The organism is Microbacterium sp. BE35, assembly GCF_031457705.1.
Lineage (GTDB): Bacteria > Actinomycetota > Actinomycetes > Actinomycetales > Microbacteriaceae > Microbacterium > Microbacterium trichothecenolyticum.
Window position 1 is genome coordinate 1,104,151 of the sequence record NZ_JAVDXD010000001.1, and the last position, 13,666, is coordinate 1,117,816.

The window sequence follows — 13,666 nt, forward strand, 5'->3', positions numbered from 1 at the left end:
CAGATTTGCCCCCGTCGCTGGTCAGGGGGACGGAGATGGTGAGCGCGGTTCGGGTCGGACTCGTCCGGCCGCTGGGATACTCAGCCGACGTTTGCTGTTCGAGGAGGGCCGCGTAAGGTGCAGGTTTTCATAAGTTGGTCGGGTGAGCAGACCCGTCAGCTCGGACACGCATTGAAGGCTTTCCTGGAGACGACATTCGCCGGGCATGTGCGAACGTTCCTCTCGGATGCTGACGTCGCTCCCGGCGAGCGGTTCCTGGCCGCAATCAGCTCAGAATTGGACGGCGCCGATCTGGGCCTGCTGTTGGTGACCCGCGCGAACCAGCACGCACCTTGGCTGCTGTTCGAAGCGGGTGCGCTGGCCGGGAAATCCTCCAAGGGGAGCGTCATCCCCATCCTGATCGATCTCGACCGGGTCGAACTCGATCCGCCACTCAGCCAGTTCCAAAACGTGCTGGGCACCTCCGAAGAGTCGATCCGGAAGCTGTGCCACCGAATCCGCGCCGACGGCGGGCACGTTCCCGGCGAGTCCGCGTTGACGATCCTGTTCCGTGAGGCGTGGCCCGCACTCGAGGCCGCGATTGCGTCGGCGACGGCAGAGCAGGCTGAGGTCCGCGGTCCGCGGCGGGGAACCGACGAGATGCTCGGAGAGATCCTGCTGGGAGTGAACGCCCTAGTCCGCCGCGACACGCTTCCCGCGCGCACCGCGACGGTGGAGTCCTGGAGCAGCCCACGTCCGGCGCGGGATAACGGGGATCTGACGCTTCACGTCGGGGAGGTCGTCGTCCACGACGATTTCGGCCGCGGTGTGGTGCAGGCGGTGACAGACGCCGGGCTGAAGTCCGTAGCAACAATCGTGTTCGACGCCGTCGGCAGCAAGAAGATCCTCGTCAGGATCGCGCCGATCACCGTCGATCACCGGTGAGGCAACACGATCACCATCGCCGTATTGGGACCTTGGCCCAGCCGTCGGCCGCGGTGGCGTTCAGATATGTTGCACCCATGACAGTGGATGAGACACACGAGCCGGACTTCCCGAGTAACTGGCCCGACGGTCACGTGTCGGTCCTTCCGGAGCCCCAGCCGGCGGACTCGCGCGACCGCCTTCGAATGGCAGAAATCGACGTGCAGCTCACCGACCTCGACGACGATGAGTGCATCGTCGTACTTCTGGCCGGCCACCGGCACTACCTCCACAGCACGACAGCGCGTGCGCTCAGCGACAAGCTGCTCGCGCAGGAGGGGCACGCCGTGGCCATCACCATTCACGACGTCACACACACCGCAGGTCGGAACGCATCGCGAGCGCTGCGACAGAATCTGCAGAGGAGACTGGCCGAGTGGAACAGCACACACGCCGCACGGTTGGGTCTACCAGGCGTCTAAACCAAGGGCGCCTCACCCGAGGCGGTTGACGACTTCTCATGGCAGAACTGGTTAGGAACTCTCGACAGGCGTCGATCCGATCACTGGATTGCGCGCGCGGGACAGCAGGCGGACCGGCGCGCGACCGCTGATGTACCTGCTGGCCCAACCGGAGCATCGCGGCGTATCCATAGCCAGCGGGGGATTCGGCGATCGAGTGGGTCGCCAGCGTCTCGATCACTCGCCCACCGCTGACTCGGGGCCAACATCGAGCAGCAGCAGCATCGCGGGCAACAGGCCGCTGGCCAGTGGGTCCGAGGCGCCTTCATCGATGGCGCCCTCTAACGCGAGAATGGTGTACCCGTGTACAAGCGACCAGACCGCGTACGTGGCAAGAGAGCCGTACGGTTCGTCTTCCTCGGGCATCTGCGCGCCTGGGCCGCGAAGGCACCGATCCAGAGCACGCAACGCGCGGTGCTTCTGCTCGGCCAGATCGGGATCGTTGAAGTCGAACTGTGTCATGCGCCACATCAGGTCGAACAGCGCACGGTTGTCCCGAGCGAACGCGACGTACTCGACAGCGAGTGCCTTGACGCGTTGACGGACATCGCCGCCGACAGAGTCCACTGCTTCCAATCGGCCACAGAGTTCGCGATAGGCCGTTGTGGCAAGCGCGCCCAACAACCCCCTCGTATCGCCGAAGTGGTACTTGGGAGCTGACTGCGACACCCCAGCTCGCCGGGCGGCTTCTCGCATGCTGAACCGGTCTGCGCCGCTTTCTGCCAACACCTCCAGGGCGCTGTCCAGCAGCGCCGCCCGGAGATTGCCGTGGTGGTAGCGGTCGCCTTTCACGCGTTGGTCGGTTCCCATTTCACTTAATCTTGACATCGAGTAGATGGGTCGTAAACTGCTCAGTGTCAAGATTTGGTCGAAGGGGTCGAGCGGGCATGGCAGACAGGGTTCTAGTCACAGGCATTTCCGGGTTCATCGGGGGCCATATCGCGGCACGGTTGTTGCGGCGGGGGTTCGCGGTGCGCGGGTCGATACGCGCGCTGAGCCGCGTCGCCAACGTACGAGCCGCCATGGCCGCGGCGGGCGCAGACGACACACGGCTGGAGCTCAGGGAGCTGGACCTGCTCTCGGACGAGGGCTGGGCTGACGCCGCCGCAGACTGCAGGTACGTCCTGCACGTCGCCTCGCCGTTCGTGATGACCAGGCAGGCAACTCCGGACGACCTGATTCGCCCCGCCGTCGGCGGCACGACCCGTGCCGTGGAAGCCGCGCTCAACGCGGGCGTCGACCGCGTCGTTGTCACGTCGGCGCTCGCGACGGTGCAGTTCGCGTCAGCTCCGAGAGGCCACATCTTCACGGCGTCTGACTGGACAGATCCGAGCAATCCACGTCTCAATCCGTACACGGTCTCGAAGGTGCGTGCCGAACAGGCGGCTTGGAGCATTGCCGAGCGACGCGACGCGACAGACCGCCTTGCCGTTATCAACCCGGGCGCCGTCATTGGTCCGCTCCTCGCCGACGATCTGGGTACCTCGATCTCGGCGATTCAGCAGATCATGGCGGGCGCGTTGCCGATGGTGCCCGATCTGCGACTCCCCTTGGTGGATGTGGGCGATATCGCTGATGCGCACATCGCTGCAATGGCGGCCGATAACGCCGGAGCAACCCGAACGATCGTGGCATCCGAGCCTATGTCACTCGTCGATGTCGCAGCCGTACTCAGAGAGCGGCTTCCTGAGGGGAGCGCGAAGATCCCGAAGCGCGGGATGCCTACCTGGCTCACGTGGGTGGCGAGCGCATTTGAGCCGCAGCTCCGCGATAATCGCTGGCTGATCGGGGCAGCGCAACGCTTCGACCTGCGCGCCGCGGAAGCGCTCATCGGCCGCCCGCTCCGATCGGTTCCCGACACCATCGAGGAGACCGCGCGCAGTCTCATTGAACGCGGGCTCGTATAGGCATGGTCATAGTGCTACTCATCCTTGAGGATGCTGAACCCGCCATCGACGCGCAGCACTGCTCCGGTGACGAACGAGGACTGTTCGGACAGGAGATACGCGATCGCATCAGCCACTTCGCGCGGCTCTCCGAGGCGCTTCATCGCGTGCTGCCCGGCGGCGGCGTCCTCGTCGGCGAATCCCAGTCGAATGCTCTCGGCCAGGAGTGGCGTGCGGATGTAACCCGGTGCGACCGCATTCACCCGGATGCCGTGAGAGGCCCACTCGACCGCTAGAGTCCTCGTCACCGAATGGATCGCGGACTTCGCCGCAGCGTAGGCCAGTCGGCGGGGACGCCCGAACGGCGTGACGATCGATCCTATGTTTACGATCGAGCCTCCCCGACCTGCCATCATGCTCCGGGCCACAGCTTGACTCCACAGGACGGTGCCATCCAGGTGTACGGCGAAGATTCGGTGGATGGTTTCCAGTTCCACATCCTCACTCGGAGAGTTGTCGACGGTCCCGGCCCCGTTCACCAATCCGTGGATTGGAGGCATGGTTGCCGAGATCTCCTGATAGCAGCGTTGTACGTCCGCCGGGCTGGTGACGTCGCAGGCGAACTGCTGCCAACGTTGGGGGGCCGCTTGCAATGGGACGTCCAGCTCGACTCCGGCACGATCGACAACAGCGACACTGATCGAACCATCTCCGTTGAGCAGTCGCTGCGCTGCCGCACGGCCAAGGCCTCCCGCTCCGCCCGTTATGACGACTGTTCGCGACACGTGACCCCCTGTTGCATCAATGGTCTGCACTCCGGCCCGATGCGCGCCTTGCCAACTAGCCTGGTCGTTGCGCCGACCGGGCCGCGGGGCCTTCCGCGAGTCTGGAGCTACCGAGGCGTAGACCGGCTCGCCTGTCCAGACCCTGCTGGCGATGGTTTACTCCCGGTACATCCTTCAGTCTACCTGCATGTTGGACGTCGCAGCCCGAACGACATGCGGTGCCAGGCTGGAGCGCCAAGAGCAGGTGGTCGCGAGCTCTGCGTCGGTGACCGTGGTGGTACGCCGTAATGAAGCGTTCTCACGATTCAGACTGTTGGGCTCAGCCAAATAGCGTGGGATCTTGTGATTCGAACCATGCTGAAGTCGAAGTTGCATCGAGCGACGGTCACCGGGAGCGACCTGAACTACGTCGGCTCGATCACTATCGATGCCGACCTGCTCGAGCTGGCAGACATGCTGCCGAACGAGCAGGTACACGTGGTCAATGTGAACAATGGGGCCCGTTTCGAGACCTACACGATTGAGGGTGAGCGCGGCTCGGGGACGGTCCAAGTCAATGGCGCTGCGGCACGCCTCGTCCATACCGGCGACACCATCATCGTGATCTCGTACGCCGCCTACAGTCCCGACGAGCTCGGCTCTTACGAGCCAGTCGTCGTACAGCTCACGACTGATCCGGAAGGGTCGACCCCCAACAGGGCGACGACGAGCGTTTCAGCCAAGCTCTGCAATTCATCCGTTCACTGAGCGCAACCGCCGCCACGCGCAATCAGACGAAACAGCAAGGGCCACCCTTGCTCGGTGTAGGAATCGATCACCAGGCCGGACCGAGTACAGACTTCGATGGAAAACTCCTGCCACGCGTGTGACGGAGCCGTTACGAGTTGATAGACGTCGCATCGAGGTTGCCCGGCGTGGCCGCGCCACCCGTTCGCAGCATCGCGGAGAGTGCTGGCGGCGACGCTATCGGGCGCGTATTGTCCTGCCCGTGAGGAGACCGGGACTATCGCTCGACTTCTCCGGGCGTGCTTGTCCCCCAAACGGGGGACAGCTACAGTGAAGTACGGCGATGACGCGAGGCTAGGCATTGGGGATGTCGGCTGAGTTTCGTCGTGCTGGGGATGACAGGGGAACGGCCGAGTATTCGCGGGCGCTTTCTGAGCCTCGAGCCTGTGCTTGCCAGCATCCCGAAGCTCGAGGGGGACCGGGCATTCGGCGACTCGTGAACCCCGCTGGGGACAGAGCTCGCGACCCTAAGCGGTCACTGGGGAGGACCAGGGTTGTCGTAGAAGCCATGCTCACCCTGACATAAACAGGGAACGCCGGTCTACGATTTCCAACCTCTGAACGCGGACCGGTTTCACCTGTTCAGATCTCGGATTCATGGCCGGCGCCCATTTCGCCACCTACCGCCTCAGCATCGAAGACCGCTTGGTCCGGGGGTGTGGGGATCGTGTTCTCGTCTGCTGCTGAACACGCCTCAGCGGTCATCGACTTTCGGTTGTCACCGGTCGTGGTGATGGTGGCACACCTCGTCAACATGATCGTAAGGGCTAACCCGACAGCCATGCATTTGCGTGCTGTCGTATGCCTCTCACCATAAAGACCAAGACCCACGCCCAACGCCCAACGCCCACCCTGTCAGACGGTTGGGTCGACGGGGCGCGCACCTGAGGAAGAGGGGGCTATTCATTCCAGGTTGCGTAGAAGTAGGGGCGGCCGACGGCGTTGGTGACGAGCCCGTGCGGCTCGGCGCTGGTCACGTAGGTCTAGTAGTTGTCAACCAGGGGCAGTGTGTAGGCCTGTTGGATCGTCTCCTCCTGCAGCGCACGGGCGGCCGCGTTGCGTTCCGGGGTGCCGGCGGTCGTCGCTGCGACGTCGTCGAGGAGCGGGTTTGAGCACCTCCGTGGTGAGCTTGAACTGGTTCGTGCCGCTCAGGCCCCAATAGCCCTTCAGCGCGGCCACGTCGAGGAAGATGTTGGCGGTGGGGGCCAGCGGTGTTCGGTCCGCCCGGCGTCGTCGAGCAGCTCCTCGGCGCGGCCCGGGTCGAGCAATGCCGAATGCATCTCGGAGAACACTCGGGTTGACGAGCGACTAGTCGCACGCCGGTGATCGCCAGGCAGTCATCGATCCTCGCCGTTGCGCGACACGGTTCCAGCTGACTGCGTCGTCTCTTCGGATTCCCGCGGAAGCGATCAGAGGATCTGGTATATCTACATTGTGTAGAAGAAAATGTTGGACGGACAGCGACGCCCGCGGATGACATTCGCCGACAACTGATGATTTCTTCGGGCTGGACAAGGTGGGCTCGGACGGCTTGGCGCGCTGCTGCACAGTGGCGACTGTTCGGCCTCCACCGGATCGCTCGGAGCTCCGTCCGGTGAGGTGTGGGCCGCCTCGCTGGAGGAATAGGGGAGAACCTTATGAGGAAGCACAGAGGCAGACTAGGCGCCGGCATTCTTGGACTGATGTTGGCGGTGACAGGGTGCACGTCACCGACCACCGGCGCATCCCACGTGATTGACGGGGCGGACTCGGCGCCGGTCACGGTTGAGAATTGCGGGAGAACCGTGACGTTCGAGGCAGTGCCCTCCCGTGTCGTGATCATGTATGGCGCGTCCGTCGCCGAGGTCACATCCTTCCTTTCCCTCGGGCTCGAGGATCACATACTCGCGAACCTGCAGTCTTACGGGATGTCGGACGACCCCACGATGCAGGAGCGGATTGACGCGCTCCCGCAGGCTGGACTGACCGTAAATGAGAACTTCGACATCCCTGCTGAGCAGCTTCTCGCCGTTCATCCGGACCTTGTCGTGTCGGTCGGTGCGACTGGCTTCGACAAGAGTCTGGGTTTCGCTACGCGAGATGAACTGCAGGCGGCGGGAGCAAACACCATCATCAATCCGGCCAACTGTGCCTCGGGGAATCCCGAGGCGACTCCAGCTGAGAGAGACCACTTTCTGACGGCCGGGGTAGACGCGAGCTTTGACCTGCTCCGGCTGCTCGGGAAGATCTTCGAGGTCGAGGATCGCGCGGATGAGGTGGTCGCCGGGATGAAGGCGAGTCTCGCCGACGTGGCCGCAACGTTGGACGGTAAAACCCCCGTCACCGGGATCATTGCATCACCCGGCATGTCGATGATGAACGCCAACGGACTGCCCGCCGTGATGACCGGAGGCATCTTCGACGACGTCCTCGCGCGCAGTGGCGTCACAAACGCGTTCGCCGGGCAGTCGGACCAGAGCACGTACACGATGAGTCCGGAGCAACTGGCAGCAGCCGATGTGGAGATCCTCGTCATCTGGGGGTTCACTCCCGAGGAAGACCTGGACGAGGAAGCAGCGAAGATCTTTGCGGACTATCCGCAATGGACAGCGTCGAAGGACAGGCGTTACGTCAAGGTTTACGACGGCGTGTATTTCGGCCCCAACAACGCCGTGGCAGTCCAGAAGATCGCGAGGGCCGCGCATCCTGACGCGTTCTGATGTTGGCCGGGTCAAAGCACCACTTGTCTCTTGGATGCTCGGTCTGAGCAGCCTCCTCGGCGTTCTTGTCGTGCTCGCGGTTTGCGCCGGCAGTGTCCCGCTCTCTCCAGGCGACGTGTTGAGCGCCGTACTCGAACGAACCGGAATCGGCACGCACCCCCCTGACCTGGCGGTAACAATCGTTTGGGACTACCGGCTTCCCCGTGTCCTCGCCGCTATGCTCGTCGGCGCTGGACTGACTGCATCAGGAATCGCGTTGCAAGGGCTCGTGCGAAACTCCCTCGCAGATCCATACGTGATCGGCGTCTCGTCTGGGGCATCGTTCGGAGCCGTGCTGGTCATGGTCTACGGGTCGGCCGCGGTTCTCGGAGTCGGGGTCGCGGGGGGCGCCTTCGCCGGGGCAGCAGTAGTGCTGGTGCTCGTCTTTGCGTTCGCGCAGAGCCGGGGCAGCTTCACGGACGAACGGATTGTGCTCTCGGGCGTGGCGCTCGGGTATGTGGCCATGGCAGGCACCAGCTTTCTCCAACTCCAGGCTCGACCTGGACAGATCACGGGGATCCTGTTCTGGACGCTTGGCTCTGTCGCCGGAGCACGCTGGGAATCTCTACCTGTGCCGACAGCCGTGGTCCTGGCATGCCTCGCTTGGCTGCTCGCGCACGGGCGGACCCTTAACGCGCTTGCCCTTGGCGACGATGCCGGCGTGGCGGTCGGAGTTGACGTTCGAACAAGCCGGCTGCAACTGCTGATTGTGGCTGCGCTGTGCACGGCCGTTACGGTGAGCCTCGCGGGTGGGGTGGGCTTTGTCGGGCTCATCGTCCCTCACATCACACGCCTGCTTGTCGGCGCCGACCATCGTCGCGTCCTCCCTGCGGGTGTGCTGGTGGGAGCCATCTTCCTCGTTGCAGTAGACCTCGTTGCTCGCACGATCGGGTCACCTCAGGAGTTTCCGCTCACGGTGTTCACGGCACTTGTAGGCGGCCCGTTCTTTCTCTTGCTGATGAGACGCCAACCGGTGGGCTGATGGGCTGATGGAGATCGATCTCACCGAAGTCGAAGTCCGTTTGGGGTCGGACTTGATCCTGGACGGCGTCAATCTCGAGGTGCCTTCCGGGTGCTTTCTTGCCTTGGTCGGGCCGAATGGATCGGGAAAGACGACGCTGCTTCGTTCGATCTACTACACACTCCGCGGCTTCGGTGGCACGATCCAAATCGGGGGAACCGATGTTCGTACGATGCGGCCGCGCGCTGCTGCGTCCCGACGAGCTGTTGTTCCGCAGTTCCAGTCACTGGGGATCGCTCTCACGGTTGCGGAGATCGTCGCTACCGGCACACATGCCCGACGGTCATGGTGGTCCACAGACGGGGAATCCGAACGCGCAGCGGTCGAGGCGGCGCTGGCTCGCGTGGACGCGCTCAGCCTTGCACAGCGACGGTTCAACGATCTATCGGGAGGCGAGCGGCAGAAGGTCATGGTTGCTCGCGCGCTGGCGCAGGATGCATCAACATTGCTTCTAGATGAACCCACGAATCATCTCGATGTGAGGGCGCAGCTCGACCTGCTCCAGCTCATCAGCGGATTGACGATGACACGGATCGCCGTCCTTCACGACCTCGACCACGCGGTGGCGTACGCGGACCTTGTTGCGGTATTGGAGGAGGGCCGGTTGATCGCGGTCGGACGCCCGGCGGAAGTTCTTGACGATCAACTAACCCGTCGCGTTTTCGGAGTCCGTTCTCGGGTCATCACCCACCCCATCACGGGACAGCAACATCTGGTGACGGGCCCGCTGTAACCACACATGGTGGCAGATGTGTGTGGGGGCACCGCCGATATCGGGACGGCTCGGCAGCAGGGGCGGCTTCACGTGCGGCGACGTCCGAGCGCCGCTCCCTGACCTGCCATAGGCAGTGGGGCTAGGCGGCTTCCTCAACGCGGGTCTGGCGCCCGCGGAAGCTCTGCCGGTAGGCGGTTGGTGTCGTGCCGAGTTCCCTTGCAAAATGCAGGCGGAGGTTTGCCATCGTGCCCAGTCCACAAGCTCGGGCGATGGATTCGACCGTCATATTCGTAGTTTCCAGAAGGCGGCGGGATTCCGCGATGCGCTGCGTGGTGAGCCAACGCAAAGGTGTCATCCCGGTCTCCTGCACGAAGTGGCGCGCAAAGGTGCTCGGCGCCCACCCTGCATGTTCTGCCATGCGGCGCACCGTAATCCGCTCGTCCAGGCGCTCGAGAGCCCAGTCGCAGGTGCGCATTAGACCACCGGTGGATCTGATAATTGGCCGCTGAATGAACTGGGCTTGACCGCCGCTGCGATGCGGTGCAACGACCATTCGCCGCGCCACCTCCGCGGCAGCATCGACGCCGTAGTCGGTGCGGATCAGCTGAATGCAGAGGTCGATGCTTGCTGCGATTCCCGCACTCGTCGCGAAGTCAGCTTCCTCGACATACAGGACCGACGCGTCGACGGTGATTCGGGGGTACTGCCGTGCGAGCTCCTCTGCACGGCGCCAATGCGTTGTCGCGCGTCGCCCATCGAGCAAGCCGGCGGCGGCCAACGCAAACGCACCCGTGCAGAGCGACACGACTCGCGCACCACGAGCGGAAGCCCGGCGAAGGGCGAACAAGGCTTCCTTCGGTGGGTCTGCGAGCGAGGTGAACCCAGGCACGATTACCGTATCCGCGGACTCCAATGCGCGCAGGTCACCTTCGATATGAATGGCGTGCCCGGCGCTGGTCGGCACCAGTCCGGGGGTGACCGTGCAGACGGAGTAGGCATATCGGTCGGCGACCTCCTCGTTTCCGAACACCTCGAACGGAACGGAGAGGTCAAAGATGACGACGCCGGGTAGGGCAAGGCTGACTATCGAGTGCATGGGTCGGAGCCTCTCGGTCGGATACTCACTACGTTACGCAATCCGACCGCCTGCCCGGACATAGGCAACTCTGCCGATGTAGCAGGGCAATCCTGCCGATCCTTCCCTGAGCCCGGTGCATTCGTGCGACGTCGACCTAATCTCGACGTGCCGCGTCAGGTGCAGCCTGGGCGCGGATCCGACGAAGCAGCCCACGTACACCAATTCGTGATGAGGACATCAATGACTTCCACCGAGATCGTTCCCCCTGAAGGCACGACTGCGCGCATCCTCCGCGATGCGTATTTCTTCGCCCCCGCACGCCGGATCGGTGATGTGATCAAGCTCTCCGGTCAGACGGGCCATCGCCCCGACCAGACACTGGCCGAGACCCACACTGAGCAGATCGAGACAGCATTCCAGAACGCAACCGAAGTGCTCACCGCCGCCGGCGTGGGGTGGGACAACGTCGACGTCGTCCGCACCTATCACGTGGTTCCTGTGGGCGCGGACGCGATCGGCGAAGAATCGTTCACAGTGGTCCACGACCACCTTGGCAAGCTGATGCCGAACCACTACCCCGTCTGGACGGCGATCGCTGTGCCAGCGTTGTCTCTGCCCGGCATGCTCATCGAGATCGAGGTGGAAGCGCACGCCTGACCGCGCAACGCCGGGACTGTAAAGTGCTGTGCGGAGGTGGCCGTCATGGCCGGAAGACGAGCCCGAGCACTCGGGGAGCTCGAGGCGGAGGTGCTTCGCTTACTAAGGTCAGCCGACGTTCCGCTCAGCGCGAAGGAGATCGTAGGCGTCTTCAGCGAGCCGCGGCCGGCGTACACCACCGTGCTCACCGTGCTCGACCGGTTGCAGGTCAAGGGGCAAGTAGATCGAGTCGCATTTTCGCCGAGGAAGCTCCGGTTCCGGGCCACCACCACCGCGGAGGAAAGCGCGAGCGACTCAATGCTCACCGCACTGTCGACGGTGGACGACAGAAGTGCCGCACTCATGATGTTCGCGGGACGGCTGGACGACACAGACGTGGCGTTCCTTCGGGATGCGCTGAAAGCACGACACCCACCGGAGTGATGTCGTGATCGTCATGATTGGGTCGGCGGTCTGGACGATTCTGGTGACCTTCGTGGTCCCCGCCTTACTTGCTCCCAGTCGATGGCAGGCGAGGTATCCGCGCGCCGCCCTCTTGGTATGGCACATCCTGTTCACCTCCGGATTGGCCGCGCTCGCGCTGGCCTTCCTGACCACAGTCCTCCTCGCGATCGGCGACCAGGGTGGCACCGGAAGACTCGGCGCCGCCCTGGTCGTAGCTGGCTGTGTAGCGGGTTTCGGCTATACGACGGGGGTCGTGCTGGCTGGTGCGGGTGAGATCTCAAGGAACGAACTTCGCACTCGCACCCGGATCCTCCAGACGCCGCACCGCATGCGAACACTGGATGCGAGCACCGACCTCCTGCTATCCGACCTCGCCATGCCGTTTGCGTGCTCGTTCCCGGGGAGGCGACAGACGGTGGTCGTCTCCCAGGGGCTGGTGGATTCCCTCACCGCCGCGCAACTTGCTGCGGTCGTTGCCCACGAAAGGGCGCACCTCACGCAGAAGCACTTCGTCGCTTTGCGGCTGGCGGATCTGAACGCAGCCTGCCTTCCGATGGTGCCGGCGGCGCGACGGATGCGCCGCGCCACCGGATTGCTCATCGAGCTCATGGCCGATGACGCCGCCGCCCGAGCGGCGGGGCCGTCGCACCTCGCGAATGCCCTCGTCAGGATCGGATATGCCACACAGGACCCAAGCCTTGCGGTGAGAGCTGAACGGTTGGCCGTCCGCAGGTGGAGACGCGTGCCGCTGGCCAACAGACCGGTCGTCGTGCTCCCCTAGTCAGGCGACGCGTAAGCATTCGAGCAGCGGGTGACGGGTTCGCAGCAAATCGGCGGAGGCACCCCAAAGCCAGGAGCAACACCCCCGCACTGGAAGGCCGGTGGATGGTCAGTGCTGTGGCCGGGAACCGTTCACCGCCGCCTTGACACAATGGCGCCCGGCGCGGGTCGCACTCGCCAGCGCAGATTGCCGCGCGGCACGGTCATGCGAAGGCCTTCAACCCGAGTCGGATCCTTTGCCAGATGAGCGGCTCTTGTCCTTCTCCTACGCGTCACTGGACTGCAATCCTGGCGGAAACAATCCCATGAGCGAAGGCGCTGAATAAATGAGTGAGAGTCTCCCTTTGGGCAGAGTCCAAGTTGGGCCGCACACCATTGCCTTCCGTGAATCCGGTCCAATCGACGGGCAGCCGATCGTGCTGGTGCACGGGTGGCCGCAGACGTCGTGGGCATGGCGGCACCAACTCGAGGAACTCGGGCAGCGCGGCTACCGGGTAATCGCACCAGACCTGCGGGGGGTTGGGGGCTCGACAGTGTTCACACGGTACGAGGACTACGCGATCCGCCACCACACCGCTGATCTGATCGCGCTCATTGACGCGTTGAAGATCGACAAGGCGACATGGATCGGTCATGACTGGGGCGCGCCAGTGATGTGGACCACCGCACGCCATCATCCCGAGCGGTTCGCCGCGGCGGGTTCGATAAGCACGCCGTACGACACGCTGGAATGGGGCTTTGAACGGATGAGCTCTTTCGCGCGCCGCGACGTCTACCCTGAGCGGGAGTACCCGGCGGCGCAGATGGACTACTACCTCTTTTACAAGGAGCGATTCGCCGACGCGCAGCGCCAGTTCCAGGCCGACATCCCCGCATTCTTCGCGAACGTGCTGCGCGGTGACCAGCCCGGTCAGCAGAACTCGATCTCACCGACCGCCACCGTTCGACGTCGTGGCGGCTGGTTTGATGGTGACTCAGCGCCCACGATCGCACCGGATCATTCGGTGATCTCGGACGATGATCTCGATCGTTTCGTCGATGCGTACTCTCAGACGGGCTTCGTCGGCACGAACGCCTTCTACATGAACGACGAGGACAACCAGGCGTTCGTAGCGTCCGCCAATCGTCAGCGCGTGGACGTTCCGGCTCTCCTCCTGATCGGGCGATACGACTACGTCAACGACGCCGCATACTCGGACCTCGCCACGCCCATGAGGGAACTCTGCGATGACCTCGATGAGCGCGTCGTCGAGGCGGCCCACTGGATTCATCAGGAGCGTCCGCTCGAAGTCAGCGACGCGATCGACTCGCTTGCACAGCGGGGAGCCGCCCGCTGACGGGAAGCCATCCGC

Annotated in this window: 14 protein-coding genes; 11 read left to right on the forward strand and 3 right to left on the reverse strand. The window is 63.9% G+C overall.

All coding sequences use genetic code 11. From position 1 onward, the window contains the following. Positions 1-117: 117 nt before the first annotated feature. Both J2Y46_RS04870 and J2Y46_RS04875 read left to right on the forward strand, forming a co-directional pair. Entirely contained in the window at positions 118-924 is an 807-nt protein-coding gene (locus tag J2Y46_RS04870) for a TIR domain-containing protein (RefSeq protein ID WP_310240623.1), read from the forward strand. Positions 925-1,109: 185 nt separating this feature from the next. Beyond that, a complete protein-coding gene (locus tag J2Y46_RS04875; protein ID WP_310240625.1) occupies positions 1,110-1,385 on the forward strand; it encodes a hypothetical protein in 276 nt (91 codons plus the stop codon). Between the two features lie 216 nt (positions 1,386-1,601). On the opposite strand, the gene J2Y46_RS04880 is transcribed toward J2Y46_RS04875, so the two are convergent. Next, positions 1,602-2,234 carry a TetR/AcrR family transcriptional regulator gene (locus J2Y46_RS04880; RefSeq protein WP_310240627.1) on the reverse strand — a complete coding sequence of 211 codons (633 nt, stop codon included), beginning with the start codon at positions 2,232-2,234 and terminating at the stop codon, positions 1,602-1,604. Between the two features lie 77 nt (positions 2,235-2,311). Here J2Y46_RS04880 and J2Y46_RS04885 point away from each other — a divergent pair, with 77 nt between their 5' ends. Next, positions 2,312-3,331, forward strand: a complete 1,020-nt coding sequence (locus tag J2Y46_RS04885) for an NAD-dependent epimerase/dehydratase family protein (RefSeq protein ID WP_310240629.1) — start codon at positions 2,312-2,314, stop codon at positions 3,329-3,331. Positions 3,332-3,345: 14 nt separating this feature from the next. Here J2Y46_RS04885 and J2Y46_RS04890 read toward each other — a convergent pair whose 3' ends face one another. Further along, positions 3,346-4,095, reverse strand: coding sequence for an SDR family oxidoreductase (locus tag J2Y46_RS04890; protein ID WP_310240631.1), 750 nt, complete (start codon positions 4,093-4,095; stop codon positions 3,346-3,348). 342 nt (positions 4,096-4,437) lie between these two features. Between J2Y46_RS04890 and panD the strand changes: the two genes are divergently transcribed. The 4 genes from panD (at position 4,438) to J2Y46_RS04910 (ending at position 9,373) form a co-directional block, all read left to right on the forward strand. Beyond that, a complete protein-coding gene (panD, locus tag J2Y46_RS04895; protein WP_310240632.1) occupies positions 4,438-4,842 on the forward strand; it encodes an aspartate 1-decarboxylase in 405 nt (134 codons plus the stop codon). 1,823 nt (positions 4,843-6,665) lie between these two features. Then, positions 6,666-7,580 (forward strand): ABC transporter substrate-binding protein, encoded by a 915-nt coding sequence (locus tag J2Y46_RS04900; RefSeq protein ID WP_310240633.1) that lies wholly within the window; start codon positions 6,666-6,668, stop codon positions 7,578-7,580. Positions 7,581-7,614: 34 nt separating this feature from the next. After that, entirely contained in the window at positions 7,615-8,601 is a 987-nt protein-coding gene (locus tag J2Y46_RS04905; protein ID WP_310240634.1) for an iron ABC transporter permease, read from the forward strand. A gap of 7 nt (positions 8,602-8,608) precedes the next feature. Next, entirely contained in the window at positions 8,609-9,373 is a 765-nt protein-coding gene (locus tag J2Y46_RS04910) for an ABC transporter ATP-binding protein (RefSeq protein WP_310240637.1), read from the forward strand. Between the two features lie 121 nt (positions 9,374-9,494). On the opposite strand, the gene J2Y46_RS04915 is transcribed toward J2Y46_RS04910, so the two are convergent. Next, entirely contained in the window at positions 9,495-10,451 is a 957-nt protein-coding gene (locus J2Y46_RS04915; protein WP_310240639.1) for a helix-turn-helix domain-containing protein, read from the reverse strand. Positions 10,452-10,673: 222 nt separating this feature from the next. On the opposite strand from J2Y46_RS04915, the gene J2Y46_RS04920 reads away from it, so the two are divergent. The 4 genes from J2Y46_RS04920 (at position 10,674) to J2Y46_RS04935 (ending at position 13,651) form a co-directional block, all read left to right on the forward strand. Then, positions 10,674-11,090: a Rid family hydrolase gene (locus J2Y46_RS04920; RefSeq protein WP_310240641.1), complete on the forward strand. Its 417-nt coding sequence runs from the start codon at positions 10,674-10,676 to the stop codon at positions 11,088-11,090. A gap of 45 nt (positions 11,091-11,135) precedes the next feature. Then, positions 11,136-11,513, forward strand: coding sequence for a BlaI/MecI/CopY family transcriptional regulator (locus tag J2Y46_RS04925; RefSeq protein WP_310240644.1), 378 nt, complete (start codon positions 11,136-11,138; stop codon positions 11,511-11,513). A gap of 13 nt (positions 11,514-11,526) precedes the next feature. After that, the gene (locus J2Y46_RS04930; RefSeq protein ID WP_310241096.1) at positions 11,527-12,315 is read left to right on the forward strand and encodes a M56 family metallopeptidase; all 789 of its coding nucleotides are present in this window, start codon (positions 11,527-11,529) and stop codon (positions 12,313-12,315) included. A gap of 325 nt (positions 12,316-12,640) precedes the next feature. Next, on the forward strand, positions 12,641-13,651 hold the full coding sequence (locus tag J2Y46_RS04935; protein ID WP_310240646.1) for an alpha/beta hydrolase: 1,011 nt from the start codon (positions 12,641-12,643) through the stop codon (positions 13,649-13,651). Positions 13,652-13,666: the final 15 nt, after the last annotated feature.